The sequence below is a fragment of the Terasakiella brassicae genome (assembly GCF_014641495.1).
Classification (GTDB): domain Bacteria; phylum Pseudomonadota; class Alphaproteobacteria; order Rhodospirillales; family Terasakiellaceae; genus Terasakiella; species Terasakiella brassicae.
The window spans coordinates 1-17,070 of the sequence record NZ_BMHV01000006.1; the positions used below are offsets into that span (position 1 = coordinate 1).

Annotated in this window: 20 protein-coding genes; 9 read left to right on the forward strand and 11 right to left on the reverse strand. The window is 48.1% G+C overall.

What is annotated here, in order from left to right:
* The coding region (locus tag IEW74_RS05175) for a transposase (protein WP_188662387.1) at window positions 1-304 on the forward strand (304 nt) is incomplete at its 5' end.
* A 66-nt stretch (window positions 305-370) separates the two neighbouring features.
* Here IEW74_RS05175 and IEW74_RS05180 read toward each other — a convergent pair.
* From IEW74_RS05180 to IEW74_RS05190, 3 genes are all read right to left on the reverse strand, one after another.
* Window positions 371-523, reverse strand: coding sequence for a hypothetical protein (locus IEW74_RS05180; RefSeq protein WP_188662389.1), 153 nt, complete (start codon window positions 521-523; stop codon window positions 371-373).
* Between the two features lie 600 nt (window positions 524-1,123).
* A complete protein-coding gene (locus tag IEW74_RS05185; protein ID WP_188662391.1) occupies window positions 1,124-1,630 on the reverse strand; it encodes a PM0498 family protein in 507 nt (168 codons plus the stop codon).
* A gap of 421 nt (window positions 1,631-2,051) precedes the next feature.
* Complete coding sequence (locus IEW74_RS05190; protein WP_188662393.1) at window positions 2,052-2,663, reverse strand: LysE family translocator; 612 nt, start codon at window positions 2,661-2,663, stop codon at window positions 2,052-2,054.
* 162 nt (window positions 2,664-2,825) lie between these two features.
* Between IEW74_RS05190 and IEW74_RS05195 the strand changes: the two genes are divergently transcribed.
* Window positions 2,826-3,656 carry a hypothetical protein gene (locus IEW74_RS05195; RefSeq protein WP_188662395.1) on the forward strand — a complete coding sequence of 277 codons (831 nt, stop codon included), beginning with the start codon at window positions 2,826-2,828 and terminating at the stop codon, window positions 3,654-3,656.
* 11 nt (window positions 3,657-3,667) lie between these two features.
* On the opposite strand, the gene IEW74_RS05200 is transcribed toward IEW74_RS05195, so the two are convergent.
* Window positions 3,668-4,126 carry a tRNA (cytidine(34)-2'-O)-methyltransferase gene (locus tag IEW74_RS05200; protein WP_188662397.1) on the reverse strand — a complete coding sequence of 153 codons (459 nt, stop codon included), beginning with the start codon at window positions 4,124-4,126 and terminating at the stop codon, window positions 3,668-3,670.
* A gap of 294 nt (window positions 4,127-4,420) precedes the next feature.
* Here IEW74_RS05200 and petA point away from each other — a divergent pair, with 294 nt between their 5' ends.
* The 5 genes from petA to rlmN all read left to right on the forward strand — a co-directional run bounded on the left by petA (window position 4,421) and on the right by rlmN (window position 9,333).
* Window positions 4,421-4,975 carry a ubiquinol-cytochrome c reductase iron-sulfur subunit gene (petA, locus tag IEW74_RS05205; RefSeq protein ID WP_188662400.1) on the forward strand — a complete coding sequence of 185 codons (555 nt, stop codon included), beginning with the start codon at window positions 4,421-4,423 and terminating at the stop codon, window positions 4,973-4,975.
* A 12-nt stretch (window positions 4,976-4,987) separates the two neighbouring features.
* On the forward strand, window positions 4,988-6,232 hold the full coding sequence (locus tag IEW74_RS05210) for a cytochrome b (protein ID WP_188662402.1): 1,245 nt from the start codon (window positions 4,988-4,990) through the stop codon (window positions 6,230-6,232).
* Between the two features lies 1 nt (window position 6,233).
* Window positions 6,234-7,040 carry a cytochrome c1 gene (locus tag IEW74_RS05215; protein ID WP_188662404.1) on the forward strand — a complete coding sequence of 269 codons (807 nt, stop codon included), beginning with the start codon at window positions 6,234-6,236 and terminating at the stop codon, window positions 7,038-7,040.
* Between the two features lie 176 nt (window positions 7,041-7,216).
* Window positions 7,217-8,026, forward strand: coding sequence for a coiled-coil domain-containing protein (locus IEW74_RS05220; protein ID WP_188662406.1), 810 nt, complete (start codon window positions 7,217-7,219; stop codon window positions 8,024-8,026).
* A 164-nt stretch (window positions 8,027-8,190) separates the two neighbouring features.
* Entirely contained in the window at window positions 8,191-9,333 is a 1,143-nt protein-coding gene (rlmN, locus tag IEW74_RS05225) for a dual-specificity RNA methyltransferase RlmN (protein WP_188662408.1), read from the forward strand.
* Window positions 9,334-9,342: 9 nt separating this feature from the next.
* Here rlmN and IEW74_RS05230 read toward each other — a convergent pair whose 3' ends face one another.
* On the reverse strand, window positions 9,343-10,032 hold the full coding sequence (locus IEW74_RS05230) for a substrate-binding periplasmic protein (RefSeq protein WP_188662410.1): 690 nt from the start codon (window positions 10,030-10,032) through the stop codon (window positions 9,343-9,345).
* Window positions 10,033-10,454: 422 nt separating this feature from the next.
* On the opposite strand from IEW74_RS05230, the gene IEW74_RS05235 reads away from it, so the two are divergent.
* Window positions 10,455-11,261: a motility protein A gene (locus tag IEW74_RS05235; RefSeq protein WP_188662412.1), complete on the forward strand. Its 807-nt coding sequence runs from the start codon at window positions 10,455-10,457 to the stop codon at window positions 11,259-11,261.
* A gap of 6 nt (window positions 11,262-11,267) precedes the next feature.
* Window positions 11,268-12,233: an OmpA family protein gene (locus IEW74_RS05240; protein ID WP_188662414.1), complete on the forward strand. Its 966-nt coding sequence runs from the start codon at window positions 11,268-11,270 to the stop codon at window positions 12,231-12,233.
* A 74-nt stretch (window positions 12,234-12,307) separates the two neighbouring features.
* Here the strand turns inward: IEW74_RS05240 and ppa are convergent, their stop codons facing one another.
* The 6 genes from ppa to IEW74_RS05270 form a co-directional block, all read right to left on the reverse strand.
* On the reverse strand, window positions 12,308-12,835 hold the full coding sequence (gene ppa, locus IEW74_RS05245) for an inorganic diphosphatase (RefSeq protein WP_188662417.1): 528 nt from the start codon (window positions 12,833-12,835) through the stop codon (window positions 12,308-12,310).
* A gap of 82 nt (window positions 12,836-12,917) precedes the next feature.
* Window positions 12,918-14,249: an AmpG family muropeptide MFS transporter gene (locus IEW74_RS05250; protein ID WP_188662419.1), complete on the reverse strand. Its 1,332-nt coding sequence runs from the start codon at window positions 14,247-14,249 to the stop codon at window positions 12,918-12,920.
* Window positions 14,246-14,704 carry a hypothetical protein gene (locus tag IEW74_RS05255; protein WP_188662421.1) on the reverse strand — a complete coding sequence of 153 codons (459 nt, stop codon included), beginning with the start codon at window positions 14,702-14,704 and terminating at the stop codon, window positions 14,246-14,248. Before IEW74_RS05255 ends, IEW74_RS05250 begins: the two co-directional genes overlap by 4 nt.
* 15 nt (window positions 14,705-14,719) lie before the next feature.
* Window positions 14,720-15,358: a bactofilin family protein gene (locus tag IEW74_RS05260; RefSeq protein ID WP_188662423.1), complete on the reverse strand. Its 639-nt coding sequence runs from the start codon at window positions 15,356-15,358 to the stop codon at window positions 14,720-14,722.
* A 15-nt stretch (window positions 15,359-15,373) separates the two neighbouring features.
* A complete protein-coding gene (locus IEW74_RS05265) occupies window positions 15,374-16,066 on the reverse strand; it encodes an EI24 domain-containing protein (RefSeq protein ID WP_188662425.1) in 693 nt (230 codons plus the stop codon).
* Between the two features lie 66 nt (window positions 16,067-16,132).
* The gene (locus tag IEW74_RS05270; RefSeq protein WP_188662427.1) at window positions 16,133-17,062 is read right to left on the reverse strand and encodes an alpha/beta hydrolase family protein; all 930 of its coding nucleotides are present in this window, start codon (window positions 17,060-17,062) and stop codon (window positions 16,133-16,135) included.
* Window positions 17,063-17,070: the final 8 nt, after the last annotated feature.

The following is a 17,070-nucleotide window of genomic DNA, read 5'->3' on the forward strand; positions in this document are numbered from 1 at the left end:
CATCTCCAAAAAGTTGACGCAAGATTTGTCAGAACAAGGGGTTGAGTTCATTACAAAACACCGAAAGAAAATGAAACCAGCCAATCATACTTCTTTCCAGAAATGGTTCCTGTCCAAGCGGGCAATTGTCGAAGCTGTTATCGGACAACTGAAAGAAAATTGCCAGATTGAGCATTCAAGACACAGGAAAACAGATCATTTCTTCATCAATCTGCTTGCAGGATTGGCTGCATATGTTTTGAAACCGAGGAAACCTGCATGTTCACTGAAAGGCTTGCCGACAACATTCCTTATCCCGAATTGACGTTAATTTAATTTCGAGGCTGACCCCGGAATACCCTGGAGGAACAGCTTGGCCGCCCTTTATTGCCTAAAAAGCCCGGACCAAAACCGAGAGATCGGTAACTGTCCCCCGAACTCCTTGAACTCCTTGTCCCCCGAACTCCTGTGCGCTGATGGACAGGGTGTCTGTGGCCTGAACCTTGCCGTAAGCGTTGGTGAAGCTGCCGGTTTCACTGGTCAAGGCAACGTTTGTACCCCTGAGCGTGCCGGAGTTGCAAAGTCATCACCGGAGGTCAGGTTTAAATCGCCCCTTGCGATAATGCTGGCCCCGGCTGGCCTCTGCTAGAAGATTATGCTGTACGCGCAGGCGTGTGGTGGGGGAAAATTACGAGAGTGTGCGCTTTTTCCTTAATAGGAAAAAGCGCTTTAAAAATTTCAACTAAAAGATCGATAACTGTCCCTCGAATTCACCGCCCTTTATTGCCTAAAAAGCCCGGACCAAAACCGAGAGATCGGTAACTGTCCCCCGAACTTAACTTAAACTTAACTTAAACTTAACTTCAAGTAGGGATATGGTTTCAGTAAATGGTTCAATCAGGGCCTTGCTCATGCCTACCAGCGTGCCACTTTGAGTCAAAGCTTGTGCTTCTACTTTGATTTTGTTGGTTGCTTTCTTGCTCTAGTTCGGGGGACAGTTACCGAATTACTTGCCTAAGCTTTTCATACCTCTTTCAGAAAATGAAGGAGAATTCCGGGGTCAGCCACCTAATTAAATTTCGAGGCTGACCCCGGAATAGGCAGTCCCCCGAACTCCGACTCCGGATTCGAACTTTCGGACGGATTATTCCACAGAGCTACAGGGTTTTGCAATTTTGTCTAAAAAATCTGCGAAATTTTTAGGAAATGACATACATTCATTAGTATCTAAATACAAAATTCCATTCAATTTATATTTTTCTAGGTTTTCATCAAGCCACTTTTCAGCATAACGGATTTGATGGAAACGTATATTGAGATCTCCTTCGTCGTCTCCCAAGATGATACGACAATTATAGTCTTTGCACATTTCCCATATATATTTGATTGTCAAAAAAGCTTGTTGATAAACATTTTTATTTACATAATCTTCAATGTGAAATTTGTTAATGGTACATTCTCTTCCGGTAATATCTGGGGAATTTTCATTAGTAATAGTTTTTAAAGAATTTTGAAAACTTTTGAAGAATAGTCCATTATCTACTTCAATAAGACCATTTGAAAGTAGTTCCTTTAATTCAGTAGATAAGGGGTAATCTTCTTTATTTTGTGAAGCAAAATTATCTCGAATTATTTTGTTTGTATAAAACATTATGTGTTTCCTAGGTATTTATTGAGTGCCTTATCAATAGCGCTTCTAAAATTTTGATCTTTTTGTATACGTTTATTCACAGAATTCGGCGCATCTTTAAAAGTTTGTGTGATTGGCTCGTAATAATATTTATTACCAGATTTATCTTGATAATGTAATTGACCTGCTCTTTTTCCTGGTGCGGGATTTTCTTCAAGTTCGGGGGACAGTTACCGAATTACTTGCCTAAGCTTTTCATACCTCTTTCAGAAAATGAAGGAGAGCACTATGGCACGTTTAGCGCGCGTAACAATACCGAATTTACAAATTCCGGGGTCAGCCTCGAAATTATATTATTTTTTAGGTTTTGGCCCCCGTTTTTTGAAGAACTCTTCACTGGCCTACGAAAAAGCCAGAAAATATTTGCTTTTAGTCCAGAGGGTTAACGTTCTTCAAATGCCAGTTTAACACCAAGGGCGACGAAGGCGGCGGCGAAGCTGCGTTGGAGCCAGCCGAGCAGGCGTTCATTTTCCATAACATAGCGGCGCATCCATGCCGCAGCACAGCCGTATATGACGAAGACCACAAATGTCATCCCCATAAAGGTCAGGCTGAGAAGGCCCATATCCAGAAGGGGCGTTTGGCTTTGCGTGGTAATAAATTGCGGTAAAAAGGCGAGGAAAAAGATGGAGAGTTTGGGATTGAGCACATTGATCAATGTACCATGCAAGGCGATCCGTGCCCCGTTTTTATGTTGATCGACTTGTTTAACGGACAGCGTGCCTTTTTCTTTCCACATGCCATAGGCGAGATAAAGAAGATAGGCCACCCCGACATATTTAACGGTTTGGAAGGCAAGCGCGCTGGTATGCATCAGCGCGGCGAGTCCAAGAATGGAAGCCAAGATATGCGGCACAATACCGAACGTACACCCCAAAGCCGCCCATAAGGAAAAGGTCGTGCCGCGAAATAATCCGATGGAAACGGTGTAAATAACGCCGGTACCGGGCAGAAGCACCACGATGAATGCCGTGATGAGGAATTCCAGACTCATATTCTCTTCTCCTTCAAGTCAAAGATATGGTGCCTGATTTAAAGAGGGGATGCATCTGTTTTATGAGATAGGCCATATGATTTTTCCTCAATCAGGGTTGTTAAAAGGAATAAATACCTTAAATAAGGAGGGTTGATTATTTTAAAACAGGAGCAGGAAGTTATGTCGGATACAATCTTCAATGCACAGGATTGGGTTTATGTCCCCGATGCAATGGGGCGTTTAGGCCAAGGATATTACAAAAACAGGAAAAATGCCTCTCAAACAATTACGGTTACGGAATTTGAACGCAGGCGGTCACAACCGGTTCAGGTGATTTCAAAAAAAGAAGAACAAAACATAAACAAAAATACACCGATCTCTGCGCCAGCACAGACAAGTCGTTTACAGACAACGGGGGCCACTGACAGTCAACTGACCCCGTGGAGTAACCCGATCAGTGGGGAGCAAACAATTTCAGATACAGGCGGTCCGCAGACAGCGAAGGCGGATACGCAAACGGATAACAAAACGCAAAAGCAGGCAACCCAAAAAAAGAAGGAGCCTCCCAAAGCAAACCATGAAGGTGGGGATGGCGGAAACGCGGGCGGAGGTGTTGGGTCTGCTTCTGGCTCGGAAGCAGATGGTGATGGTGGCGAAGGTGGTGCAAAAGTCATTTGTACAGAAATGGGAACACAGGGTTTGATGTCTTCCTTTGATCAAAAAGCCTGTCTTGTCTTTGCACATAAATATTTACCTCCGTCTTTCATGGAGGGGTATCACTTTTGGGCGGTGCCTTATGTCCGGCTGATGCGTTGTTCCAAATGGGCAACGGCGCTGATCATCCCGTTTGTTCACCATCGGACAAAAGAAGTGAAATTCCGCTTGGGCCTGTCAAAAAAAGGCTCGTGGCGAGGCAAGTTGATTTGTGCGGTCCATGATCCGCTGTGTTGCCTGTTGGGGAAAATCGTCAAGCCAGCGGATTATCGCAGTCTTTATCCCTTAAAGACTTAAATTTTGTTCACTTAACCGGGGAAGCCACCGGTTTGGCGCAAGGCTTCCCCCAGAACCATCGCCGCACTGATGGCAACATTGATAGAACGCATCCCCTGTGCCATTGGAATGATCAGGCGTTCATCGGCGTGATCATGGACATCGCAGGGAACGCCCTGGCTTTCGCGTCCCAATAACAAGGTGTCGTCGGGGTGGTATTCAAATTCGGTATAGATATGGGCGGCCTTGGTTGACAGCAGGATCAATCGGCCGCCTTGTGTTTTTTTGGCGTCAACAAAAGTGTCCCAACTGTTGTGGCGGATTAAATCCACACGATGCAGATAATCCATCCCGGCACGGCGCATACGTTTGTCATCAAGGACAAATCCACAGGGTTCGATAATATCGACACCGATGTTCATACAAGCCGCGAGTCGAAGCAGGGTTCCGGTATTTTGTGGGATGTCGGGTTGAAACAGGGCCAAACGCACGTAAAAAATCCTTACAATTGAGAGTCGTTATTAACTACACCTGAATTAAGGCAATTCGCAACATAATTTCATGGATATGTACAGGTTAAACCTTTTCTTGTCAGGCGAAATGCATTATACGGGTGCGCGACTCGTCCTTCATTTTAGGTCGGGTCACGTTGTTAATTGAGTTTTGTCATTGTGTCTTTTCTCATTTTAGAAGACACCATGATATCGCAGATACTTAATCTGTTTGATTGAAGGCAACGACTTGGGCACCCCGATTCGCGTTCGGGGACAAAAATGAGGTAAAACATGGCTGATACGGCTACTAACGTAGAGAATAAGACGGAAGACGGTGAATCTCGCCGCGACTTCCTGCTGCTGGCGACTTCTGCCGTCGGTGCAGCGGGTGTTGCAGGTGCGATCTGGCCTTTCGTTGACAGCATGAACCCTGCTGCTGACGTTCTGGCATTGTCTACCACAGAAGTAGATATTTCCCAGATCGAGGAAGGGCAAAGCGTCACTGTAGTATGGCGCGGGAAACCGGTATTTGTTCGCCACCGCAACGCGGAAGAGATCGAACAAGCCGCTAAAGACGACAGTGCGTCCATGGTTGACGTTCAAAAAGACGCTGATCGCGTTCAAAAACCGGAATGGCTGATTTTGATTGGTGTATGTACCCACCTGGGTTGTGTACCGCTTGGTCAGAAGCCCGGCGACCCGCGCGGTGATTTCGGTGGCTGGTTCTGTCCGTGCCACGGCTCTCACTATGATACGTCCGGTCGTATTCGCAAAGGTCCGGCACCGTTGAACCTCGCCGTTCCGCCGTACGAATTCCTCGACGACGAACACGTCAAGATTGGATAAGGGGCCCGATAAATGAGTTCTCCTGAATGGAATAACCCAGTCGTCAAATGGGTTGATGATCGTCTACCGGTCTTCTCTTTGATGCACCACTCCACTGCCGGCTATCCGACGCCGCGCAATCTGAGCTACTGGTGGAACTTCGGTTCCCTTGCGCTCACTGTTTTAATTGTGATGGTTGTTACCGGTATCTTTCTGGTAATGAGCTATACACCGCACGTTGATATGGCGTTTGATTCTGTTGAACGCATCATGCGTGACGTCAACTATGGTTGGCTGATCCGCTATATCCATATGAACGGCGCCTCCATGTTCTTTATCGTCGTTTATATCCATATTTTCCGTGGGCTGTACTACGGTTCTTATAAGGGCCCGCGCGAAATCCTGTGGATCCTCGGCGTTGTTATTTTGCTGTTGATGATGGGCACGGCCTTTATGGGCTACGTTCTGCCGTGGGGTCAAATGTCCCTGTGGGGCGCAACCGTTATTACCAACCTGTTCTCGGCCTTCCCGATCGTTGGCGATTTTATCGTAACGTTGCTGTGGGGTGGTTTCTCTGTTGATAACCCGACATTGAACCGTTTCTTCTCCTTGCACTACCTGTTGCCGTTTGTTCTGTTTGCCGTTGTCGGTCTGCACCTGTGGGCTTTGCACGCTGTAAAATCCAACAACCCGCTGGGTGTTGAAATGAAACAGCCGGAAGACAGCATTCCTTTCCACCCGTACTTCACGATCAAAGATCTGTTCGGGATGGGGCTGTTCTTTATGTTCTTCCTGTTCTTTGTTTTCTGGGCACCGAACTTCTTTGGTGAGCCGGACAACTATATCCCGGCAAACCCGATGGTCACACCGCCGCACATCGTGCCGGAATGGTACTTCCTGCCGTTCTATGCGATCTTGCGTGCGATTACATTCGACATCTTCATTATCCCGGCGAAACTGGGTGGTGTTTTGGCGATGTTTGCGTCCATCATTTTGCTGATGGTGTTGCCGTGGCTGGATCGTTCCAAGGTGAAATCCTGTAAGTTCCGTCCGGTTTACAAATGGTTCTTCTGGATTCTGTTCCTTGATTGTATTTTCCTTGGTTACCTCGGTAAAAAACCGGCGGAAGGGTCTTACATCATCATGGCGCAGCTTGCGACCCTGTACTATTTCGCCCACTTCCTCGTGATCCTGCCGTTAATGAGCAAGATTGAGAAAGTCGTCGATTTGCCGGAAAGCATTTCCGCTGCCGTACTCAAGAAATCGGAGGACGCGTAACATGCGTAAACTGTTTATTGCTGCTGTTGCTGCCCTGACATTGAGTGCCAGTGCAGCCCAGGCTGCCGGTGGTGCTTATGTGCCGGAACTGAAAGACGTAAACTGGTCGTTCGAAGGTTTCTTCGGTCAATACGATCAAAAGCAATTGCGTCGCGGTTTCCAGATTTACAACGAAGTCTGTTCAGCTTGTCACTCTCTGCGTTTGGTTGCTTATCGCAATCTTTCTGCGCTCGGCTTTACAGAAGACGAGATCAAGGAAATTGCAGCGGAAAAATCAATCCGTTTGCCACATGGCGATGCAGGTGCCTTGTTGAATGACGATGGCGAATTCTTCACACGTGAAGCCAAGCCGTCTGATAAATTTGTCAGCCCGTTCCCGAACGATGCGGCGGCGATTGATGCCAACGGTGCTTTGCCGCCGGATCTGTCTTTGGTTGCCAAGTCACGTTTGGGTGGTCCGGAATATCTTTACAGCTTCCTGATGGGCTATATGGATGAAGTGCCGGAAGAAGTCGCGCATCAGAAAGGCTTTATTCTGAACGAAGACAAAAGCTTCAACATTTACTTCCCGGGCTATTATACGTCCATGCCGCCACAAATGATGGACGAGCTGGTTGAGTATGAAGATGGCACCGAAGCAACAGCTGTACAACATGCAGAAGATATCGTTGCGTTCCTGAACTGGGCTGCTGAGCCCGAGCTGGACGAACGTAAATCTTTGGGCTTGAAAGTTATGCTGTTCCTGTTGGTTCTGACAGCTATGCTTTATGCGCTGAAGCGTAAAATCTGGGCAGATGTAAAACACTAAGTTTGTTTTATGATCTGAGCACTCAAATAAAAACCGCCGTACTCTGATTGAGTGCGGCGGTTTTTTCTTTCTTCATAAAAAAGATCTCTGTTAACCATCTGATCATTTTTTTGCGCCATGATGGGTCGAATGGATTTGTTTTATAAGCACGTTAAGTGTTTGGGAGAGCGCAAGATATGGCACAGGCACAACAGATTTTGGCGGAAACAGCGCACACGCAAAACATTACCCCCTTGCGCCGTTCGCCGTTGACACCGGGATTGGCATCTGCTGCAAAACGATTTGGTATTCGCCCGGACGCCGTTAAACGCCATGAGCAATACCTTAAAGAACGTGAACTGGAAATGAACAAGCTGCGTTTGCAGCGCGATACCACCAAAGCCCGTTATAAAGCCCTGAAGGGGACGGTTGATGAACTGGTGGAACGTATTCACGATGTGGCACGTGAACCCAATCAGGCCCAAGCAGGTGATATTCAGAATATCCGCACCCTTTTAAAACAGGCTTATCTGGCGATGGAACGCCAACAGGTCGAATTAAAAGGCATCCGGGCGCGAACACAACGCATGGAACGGGCCGCGATGAAAGCGGACGATGTTCATAAAGAAGTCGATGTGATGCGCGGGGAAATCTCCGGTTATCAAAAAGCCTTATATGCTGTGCGCAAAGACATGGCCGATTTGATGGAAATCGTCGAAGGCGAAGGGGGCTTGAAAGATTTGGCCAGTCAGGTTCGCGTGGTACGCACCGATCTGGAAAATACCCGTCAACGCACCAGTGATCTGGAACGCGGCGCACAGGAACAGTCTGCCCGAACCCTGAAACTGGAACAGGATATGCAAACATTGCGTGCACTGGTCGAGTCGAACATGACAGAAACCGCCGGTGTTGCCGGGGCACTTCTGAACCTGCGTGAAGAGGTCAATAGCCTGCGTTTAAAAATGGGACGCTATATCATTGATCAGATCAAGGTATTTAGAAAATAACGCGCTATTGGTTGAGTGCAAATGCGTTGTCGCAGATCGAGTTAACCTTGTGCTATCCTTTTTATAGTCTTTCCAATGACGGGATTTGCAATCAAGGGCGTTTTCCTGTATAGATGCGCCGACCGCTTGGAATAACCGAGCACAATACTCAGGAAATTAATGAAATGAGCGACCAACGCATCGACTTGGTCGGCCTTAGCCGTGAAGAGCTGAAGGCCGAAATGGAACGTATTGGTGAAAAAGGGTTTCGCGCCAAACAGATCTGGCAATGGATCTATCATTACGGCGTCACTGATTTTTCGAAAATGACCAATATTTCCAAAAACCTACATGGAAAATTGGCAGATCATTTCATCATTTCCCGCCCGCATGTGTCTGAGGAGCTGACCTCTGTAGACCGAACGCGTAAATGGTTGTTTAAATTTGACGACAACAACGAAGCGGAAACGGTCTTCATCCCCGAAGAAGATCGCGGTGCGGTTTGTATTTCCTCTCAGGTCGGTTGTACGTTGACCTGTAAATTCTGTCATACAGGTACACAATTACTCGTGCGTAATTTAAGTGCGGCTGAAATCGTCGGTCAATTTATGGCTGCGCGTGACAGTTATAATGAATGGCCGTCTCCGCCCGGTGATAAGCGTTTGTTGTCAAACATCGTTCTAATGGGGATGGGGGAACCGCTTTACAATTTTGAGAATGTGGTCAAAGCCTTGAAAATCCTGATGGATCAGGAAGGTATTTCTTTATCCAAGCGCCGTATCACATTGTCAACCAGCGGTGTTGTCCCCGAAATTCGTCGTCTTGGCGAACAGGCTGATGTGGAGTTGGCGATTAGTTTGCATGCGCCCCGCGATGATGTGCGCAATGAGATCATGCCGATCAATAAGAAATATCCCCTCAAAGAACTGATGGCGGCTGTGCGTGATTATCCCGCAGCGATTAATGCGCGCCGCGTGACCTTTGAATATGTCATGCTGAAAGGGATCAACGATTCCGAAGCAGACGCACGTGAATTGACGCGACTGGTCAAAGGAATTCCCTGTAAATTCAATCTCATTCCGTTTAATCCGTGGCCGGGCAGTGAATATGAATGTTCAGACCGTAAAACACAGAAACGATTTACAGAAATTCTGAACCGCGCGGGCTATACGGCGACGATTCGTGTCACGCGTGGTCAGGATATTCTGGCGGCCTGTGGACAATTGAAGTCGGAGAGTGAACGCACACGCTGTTCACGGTTGAAAGCACGCTTGGAAGCGGGCATTCCGGACGATGAGCATCATTTGATGACGCAAACCGCATCTTAAATACAGTTGCTAATTTAGATACTTATTGCTGATAGCTAAAATGGTGCCGTTGAGATGGAGCGTTTTAAGTTCCGTTTCGAATCGGCGCCTGATCTCGTCAATATCCGGCATATCGGATTTGCGCGACAGCACGAGAAAAGCCGGCTGATGTGGCATAAACGGAATATTCAGGGACTTGATTTCCCCCAGTTTATTATGTTTTTTCAGGTAATATCTAAAACGGGCTTCATTATCTATAATGGCATCTATGCGCCCGCTTTCCAGCATTTTAATGGCACTTTTTGCATTGTCGAATTGCATACGTTTGATCTTTCCGTCTGCAATGGCCTGTTCAAACCCGACAGACAGGGCAAACCCGCGATTATGCGCAATCCGTAAATTAAAAAAATCTGAAATTCTGTTGAATTTTAAAGGATTGGATCGACGCACAAAAACACTGAAGGTGGAATAATGTATGGGGACGGTAAAAAGATAACGGGCGAAATCACGCCGTTCATCCGTATCGAATAAGGAAAAGCCCATGTCGCATTCCCCATTTTCAATGAGGCTGATCAAACGCTTCCACGGATAGGCCTTAATCTCGGCAGGTTGTTTGAGATTGTTTAAAATAGCGAGGACAATTTCGATATCGATCCCGGTTAAAGAATTTTTTTCCTGAATGACATAGGGTTCAAACCCGCCATGGGTACAGAGTTGCAAGGGGCGGGCCTGCGCTTGCAGGGTAAACAGGCTTAAAAATAGGAAAAGAATAGCGGATAACTTAAACGCCCTGCACAAAACAACCCCAACCTTTGCGAGCTAAAGAAATATTAACGTCTGAATAGTATCTATGAAAGAAGATTGCAAAAAAAGTGAAAAATGAAATGCCCGTAGAAATCAGATTTTAAAAGGCATTCGTTTTATTTGTTTTTCTGTGTAATGCGTTTCATACGTTACAGTTATGTCTGTTTATTTTTGCCAACGAGAAGTTGCGAAATGGGTAAAATTTCTGAAAGAATGGCCTAACGTACGGAATTATAAGCGAATGTGATGATTTTTGCCTCTTGCAAGATAGAGTTTGAGGTTGCAAAATCGAATATTCGAATGAGAAGAAAAAATATAATAGAGGCGGATCGAGATCTATGCAGTTTGATTTTGCAACCATTGCCGGGCTGATAATCGGTTTGACAGTTGTCACGCTGGCGATCCTGACGGGATCTGATATCGCCATCTTTTTCAATATTCCCGGTTTTCTGATTGTTTTCGGTGGGACATTTGCCGCAACTTTGATCAAATTCCCTTTATCAGGGATCTTTATTTCTATCCCGATCGGGATACGTGCGGCCTTTACCGTTCAAAAAGAAAAACCGCGTGATTACATCCGTCAGGCTATTCAGCTTGTAAAGCGTGCTCGTAAAAACGGTATTCAAACCATTGAAAAGAACAATTTGAAAAACCCGTTCTTTAAAAAAGGCGTTCAGCTTTGTGCCGATGGTCGTGATCTGGATTATATCCGCAAAATTTTGACGCAGGAAATGGCGATGGCCATTCAGCGTGAAGAAATCGGTGGCAAGATTTTCCGCGCGATCGGCGATTCTGCTCCGGCATTCGGGATGTTCGGGACAATTGTCGGTCTCATTCAAATGCTGGCCAATATGCAAGACCCCAGCACCATCGGTCCGGCAATGGCGGTTGCATTGCTCACAACCCTTTATGGCGTGTTGATTGCCAACCTGATTGCCCTGCCGATTGCGGATAAGCTGGAATCAAAATCAGCTGAAGATAAGGCGCTGCGTTCCTTGATTATTGAATGTGTTTTCCAAATCCAGCAAATGCAAAACCCAACGGCGATGCTGGAAATTCTGGAACCGCACCTTCCTGAAAAACAACGCCAAATCGGATCGGGTGGCAGTTATACCGCCGGTCGCGATGCGAAAAAGCGGGGTTAAGGGCAGATGACGACATCTGAGGACACCAAAGACGACACCATTGATGGATCAAAGACCATCAAGCATAACAAGGATGCTCCGGCATGGATGGTGACCTATGCTGATTTGATGTCCTTGTTGTTCGCTTTGTTTGTTCTTTTGCTGTCTTTTTCCGAAGTAAATGATAACAGTTTCCAGAAAAATGCAGGGCCCATGCGGGAAGCCTTTAACCAGAATGCGGATTTTCAAACCGATGAACAATCCAACCTGTCTGGCGGGCGCGGGATTTTGTCCGGTGTGAAGTCGGTGCAAATGGATATTCCGCAAACCGAAGCCATTCGTGAAGCAATGGTCGCTCAGCTGCGTCGTTCTCTACAGGCCGATATTGCCAATCATTTGGTGGAGTTAGAAGAAACCAACACAGGTATTATCGTACGTTTCCCATCCGAAACCGCCTTTCAGTCCGGCGGGGCGGAATTGGCACCCTCGTCTTATGCGACACTGGATAAAATTATCCCGGTTCTGGCACGTACGCCGGGGGATATCAAAGTCGGCGGGCATACGGATGATATCCCGATTTCAACCCTGCAATATCGATCGAACTGGGATTTATCATCGGCGCGGGCCACATCGGTTGTGCATTATTTTTTACGGTCCGGTCAAATACCGAAAAAACGCCTGACATCACAAGGCTATGCCGATTCCCGTCCATTGATTGAAAACAAGACCCCTGAGGCACGGGCCAAAAACCGCCGCGTTGAAATTTCAATTGAGGTCCCTGAAAATACCAAGGATGCGCAGAAAATTTTGGAAAAAATGCAACCGCGCCGCCGGGTATGGACCATTGAAAAAGGCCAGAAACAATTGTTACCCGGTGTTGAAGAAACCGATCTGGAAAAACGCCGTCGCGAGGTTGAAGAAAAGGCCAAGCGAGAAAAAGAAATGGCAGATGAGTTAAATAAAATTCAGATGAATTCCATCGGTCGTCAGTAAGAGAATCTTTTAAACAAGAAAAAGCCCGACGGGATAACCATCGGGCTTTTGCTTATTCTTGATCGGTCAGGAACTTAGCCTTTATTGGCGCGTTCAACACCTTCCATAATCAACTGTTTGGCTTTTTCTGCGCCTTCCCAGCCGGTGATTTTCACCCATTTGCCTTTTTCAAGGTCTTTGTAGTGCTGGAAGAAGTGCGCGATTTCATCAAGGATGATTTGCGGCAGGTCTGTGTGTGTTGCCACGTCCGCATACATCAGGTGCATTTTGTTGGTCGGAACGGCCAGAACTTTTTCATCCATACCGCCATCATCTTCCATCATCAAAACACCGATGGGACGGGCTGCGATAACCGCGCCGGGGATGATGCTTTCCGGTGCCAGAACCAAAACGTCAACCGGGTCACCGTCATCGGACAATGTGTGCGGAATAAAGCCGTAGTTCGCCGGGTAATGCATCGGCGTATGAACGAAGCGGTCAACGAAGATTGCGCCGCTGTCTTTGTCAAATTCGTATTTCACCGGTGTAGAACCGGCAGAAACTTCGATGATCACGTTGACGGACTCCGGTGCATCGCCAACAGGAATCTTTTTGATATCCATGAATTTTCCTCACACTGTTACTGTGGGCCCCGAAAGCGCCCCCTAAATTGCAGGCGCACGATAGCGAAAAGGCACTCTTTTATCAAGCAGGATTATCAACCGTAGTCTCATATCTGCGCTGCATCCAGGCCAGCAGAAGCAGGGCGGGCAGGGCAATAGCTGAACAGGCGACGAAAAAGAAGGTCCAGCCCAGTTGGTCTGCCATAATGCCGGACAGGGCGGCAAACATATCGCGTGGCACCGCCATAAAGGAACTGAGCAACGCATATTGGGTAGCGGTATAGGCGGAATTGCATTGGCTGGACAGATAAGCGACAAAGGCGGTTGTGGCCATACCGGCGGTGATATTTTCCCCGGAAATGGCGGCCATAAGCATGGGCACGTTGTGTCCAACCTCGGCCTGCACAGCAAATAACAAGGTGGAAAGCATCTGTACGATCCCGCAATAGAGCAACGCCCGCACAATGCCATAGCGATAAACCACGATCCCGCCGATCATACCGCCGATAATGGTGGCGCCAAGCCCAAAAACCTTGGTGACAGAAGCGATCTCGGTCGCGCTGAAACCGATCTGATAATAAAACGGATTGGCCATGGCGCCCAGCATGGCCTCGCCCATTTTATAAAGGACGATAAAGACCAGCACCCAAATCCAGCCCGCGCGTGTCATAAAGTCTTTAAAGGGTTCAATGACAGCGATTTTGAAATTGGCAATCAGGGCCGCCAGCCACGGTGCCTTGCCGTCTGCAATCAATTGGGCGCTGTGGAGATTACGTGCTTCCAGTTGTTGCTGGGCCGCAAGGTTTTCCGGTTCACGGTTAAGCAAAACCGTGATCATGCCGATAAGGATCAATCCGGCCATAATGCTATAAACCAGCGGCCAGGAAATCCAGTCTGACAGACCGATTGCAACCGCACCGGCAATCAGCATACCCAGGCGATATCCGTTGACGTACATGGCAGCGCCCGCGCCTTGTTCATCGTCTTTCAGCAGTTCGATACGATAGGCATCAATTAAAATATCCTGAGTGGCAGAGAAAAAGGCGACAAATACGGCAAAAAGGGCTGTTGTCTCGGGTGTTTGGGCTGGGTCGGAATGACCGAGTCCTAAAATGGACAGCATCAGGAAAATTTGTGAAACCAAAGCCCAGCTACGCCGATGCCCGATCAAGCGATGAAGAACAGGCAGGCGCACTTGGTCAATCAGCGGCGCCCACAGAAATTTAAAGGTATAGGGCAGGCGTGCGAGTGAAAAAAAGCCGATGGTTGCCAGCGAAACGCCCTCAACCCCCAACCAGTAAGACAAGGTTCCATAGACCAGTAAAAGCGGGAGTCCACTGGAAAATCCAAGAAAGAGAATGGCCAGAATTCGTCGATCGAAATAGATTTTTGACGCGTCCAGCCAGCTTCTCATGGTCTCAAATCCATCACGATCTGATTAAAACAATCGGCTGCGGCTTTTTCTTTGGGGAGGCTTCCACGCAATTCGGTATGGTCGACCCGCAGGTGGGCGCCATTTTGGTATAAAAACAGATCCAGAATGCAATGGTTGGCCCGGTATTGCCAAATTTCCACACCGCTGTCCTTGCGAATGAAATCAGCGGTACCGAGGGCTTGTTCCACTTCAAATCCGTCTAAGCCGACAAGTTTATCAGGCTGTGCCTTTTCCAGCCCATATTCCTTAATTGCCGCCAGTCGCCGTGCAGAAAGGCGCGGGGTTTCCGCTTTTTTCTGAACTTCGACCTGTGGGGTGGTTTGTTGCGGGCGTTCGCCGCCGTACATGTCCTGTTTGGAAGGACCAGCACAGGCGGAAAGCAGCAACGCGCCGCACAAGGCAAGGGCTTGAACGGCGCGAATGGACAATGACATCACGATCTTGCTAAATCAGGTTTTACTGTCATCGTTACGCGCTGCCGCGATTTCATCGGGGCTGAGTGTCGCCATAGAACCGGAAATTTCGCCGCCTTCTTCGATGACGATCCGACCATAGCGCACATTGCCTTTAACACGGCCGCCACTGCGCACCGTCAGGGTTTTGTAAGCATAAAGCTCGCCATCAAACACGCCGGAGATATAGGCTTCTTCCACATGGGCACTGCCGGTATAAACCCCGTGGGACGAGACATCCAGCACACGCGCATCGGTGATTTTGGCATCCACGTTGCCTTCAACAACCAATGTTTCGCAAGCGGTGATTTCCCCACTGAGCGAGATTTCACGGCCCACGGTCAACGTGCGCGGGTCTTGATAGTTGCGTTGGTCGCCACGGCGCGGTGTCGCACCGGGAATATCCATTAAACGGCGCGCCGCAATATCGGGGCGATAACCGGGGGAAGACCCGGAAGAGGCCGCATTGGGTACAGCCGGTTTACTTGGCGGGGCCGGGGTATGTGTACCTTTTGACGAAAACGGCTTCAAAGGCGGCAACTGCTCGACTTTGTCTTCGTTATTCGTCTGTGCAGCCGGTTGCTCAGTTTTTGTTTCGGTGGATGCTTTGTCGCCGTTTTTATTACGCCCAAACATGCTCACACATACTCCTTAAGAACTCTGTTCCAGCATCAGGAATTTCGGCTCCTGTCGCCAGCGATGGAAAAGATGGACCATAGCGGCTGTGCCAACCACGGGTGCCAATAGGTTTACCAGAGGAATCGTCAACAAGAAAGCAGTCAATGCGCCCGCAATCAGCAATCGTCCCTGATAGGCTTTGCGCAAGGCTTTGGCTTTCTTGACGCCGACACGGCGCTGGCCAACCAATTCAAAATACTCTCGACTTATTAAATAGCCGTTAAGGGAATAAAAGACCAGCAGGTTGACAGCCGGAAACAGCAAATAAATCGGCAACGCAAGAATATTGAGCAACAACATCACGCCAGCAAACTTAATGGCTTCAACCAGTGTTTCCCCCCAGGGGATAGAATTGGCAAGGGACAGGCCGGGATAATGTTTCTTTTCAACTGCTTCGGCAATGTCTTCCAATAGAAAACCGATAATGACAGAAGCCACAGCAGGAAAAAGCAACCAGACAACGGCAATGGTTGCAATGGAACCCAGCCAGTCAATTGCGGTATCCATCCACGGGATATTGACCAGTACACTTTCAAATAAAAAGCCTGTTACCGCGCTGAAAAGCAATAAGAACGTGACCAAAGCACCGAGAACGCCCAGAAAAATGACTTTTCGAAACGTGGGATCGGGTAGCTGTGCGAAAGATTTTGTGAAGGCGGAAATCATGGGACTCTATCGTGTTCTTTATATCGATTCGAGGGTTGATTGTTTTATGTAGCCCGATCATCGTCCTCAGGAAAGGGCTTTGTTGAGGAAATCGACAATTAAGACATGAATTTTGTCATGTGCGGTTTGTCGATCAAAGCCGGGATTGTCGTTTGCAAGCTCGCCGAGCTGGGATTTCACGTCTTCGCGCACCGGTGACAGATAGGAAAAATGCCCGGCCTTTTTGGTGATGTGGTAATCGCATCCGTTAGGCAGGTTCTCGCGGATTTCCGTACTATGAAACGGATGACGTAAAATCATGTCGTGTTCTGCGCGAAAGATTTGCACAGGAACCTTAATATTTTGCAGGCTGGCAGGTGGGAACAAACCGCCACTAACCGGGGCGAGGGCAATGCAGGCCTTGTAGCGTGGATCATAGGTCACAGGCAGGTAATCTTCATCAAAGCCGTCCCGCACAATGACTTCATATCCACTGAAAATGGGGTCGAATTCCCGGTTCATGCGGATATGTCGGGCCAATCCTTTTACATAAGGGGTGGCCCCAACACAGGTCAGGGCGGTAAACCCACCAAGGGAGAAGCCGAAAACGGCGATTTTTTGCGGATCAATAACCGGACCCCATTTATTATCTGCGAGCACCATATCCAGTGCCGATTTCAAATGGCGTGAACGTCCACTGTAGGACCGGGCTGAGCCCACTGCGCTGTCATCGAAAAAATTATTATGCGGATGTTCCGGGGCCAGCACAATATAGCCGTGCTCGGCCAGAAACTCCGCCGTTTTGCAATGTCCGAAACGTGTCCCGCCGGACCCATGCGACATGACGACAAGGGGGAAACACCCCGGTGCGATATCACCGTTTTTGGCAACATGAAAATTGTAAACACCTTGGCGCAAATTTTGGGCGGGTGTTTCGGTGGGATACCACAAGGCACAGGGAACGGTACCGTCCCGGTCGCTTGCGCGCAGTGTGGTAAAACCGGCGTGATAGGTCATTGGGGGGG

Bases quoted from the DNA above. Each gene is read 5' to 3' on its own strand.
- IEW74_RS05265 (WP_188662425.1), bottom strand. From the start codon at position 16,066: ATGATTTCCGCCTTCACAAAATCTTTCGCACAGCTACCCGATCCCACG.
- IEW74_RS05195 (WP_188662395.1), top strand. From the start codon at position 2,826: ATGTCGGATACAATCTTCAATGCACAGGATTGGGTTTATGTCCCCGAT.
- IEW74_RS05235 (WP_188662412.1), top strand. From the start codon at position 10,455: ATGCAGTTTGATTTTGCAACCATTGCCGGGCTGATAATCGGTTTGACA.
- IEW74_RS05215 (WP_188662404.1), top strand. From the start codon at position 6,234: ATGCGTAAACTGTTTATTGCTGCTGTTGCTGCCCTGACATTGAGTGCC.
- IEW74_RS05220 (WP_188662406.1), top strand. From the start codon at position 7,217: ATGGCACAGGCACAACAGATTTTGGCGGAAACAGCGCACACGCAAAAC.
- IEW74_RS05190 (WP_188662393.1), bottom strand. From the start codon at position 2,663: ATGAGTCTGGAATTCCTCATCACGGCATTCATCGTGGTGCTTCTGCCC.
- IEW74_RS05260 (WP_188662423.1), bottom strand. From the start codon at position 15,358: ATGTTTGGGCGTAATAAAAACGGCGACAAAGCATCCACCGAAACAAAA.
- ppa (WP_188662417.1), bottom strand. From the start codon at position 12,835: ATGGATATCAAAAAGATTCCTGTTGGCGATGCACCGGAGTCCGTCAAC.
- IEW74_RS05240 (WP_188662414.1), top strand. From the start codon at position 11,268: ATGACGACATCTGAGGACACCAAAGACGACACCATTGATGGATCAAAG.
- IEW74_RS05255 (WP_188662421.1), bottom strand. From the start codon at position 14,704: ATGTCATTGTCCATTCGCGCCGTTCAAGCCCTTGCCTTGTGCGGCGCG.
- IEW74_RS05210 (WP_188662402.1), top strand. From the start codon at position 4,988: ATGAGTTCTCCTGAATGGAATAACCCAGTCGTCAAATGGGTTGATGAT.
- petA (WP_188662400.1), top strand. From the start codon at position 4,421: ATGGCTGATACGGCTACTAACGTAGAGAATAAGACGGAAGACGGTGAA.
- IEW74_RS05270 (WP_188662427.1), bottom strand. From the start codon at position 17,062: ATGACCTATCACGCCGGTTTTACCACACTGCGCGCAAGCGACCGGGAC.
- IEW74_RS05250 (WP_188662419.1), bottom strand. From the start codon at position 14,249: ATGAGAAGCTGGCTGGACGCGTCAAAAATCTATTTCGATCGACGAATT.
- IEW74_RS05185 (WP_188662391.1), bottom strand. From the start codon at position 1,630: ATGTTTTATACAAACAAAATAATTCGAGATAATTTTGCTTCACAAAAT.
- rlmN (WP_188662408.1), top strand. From the start codon at position 8,191: ATGAGCGACCAACGCATCGACTTGGTCGGCCTTAGCCGTGAAGAGCTG.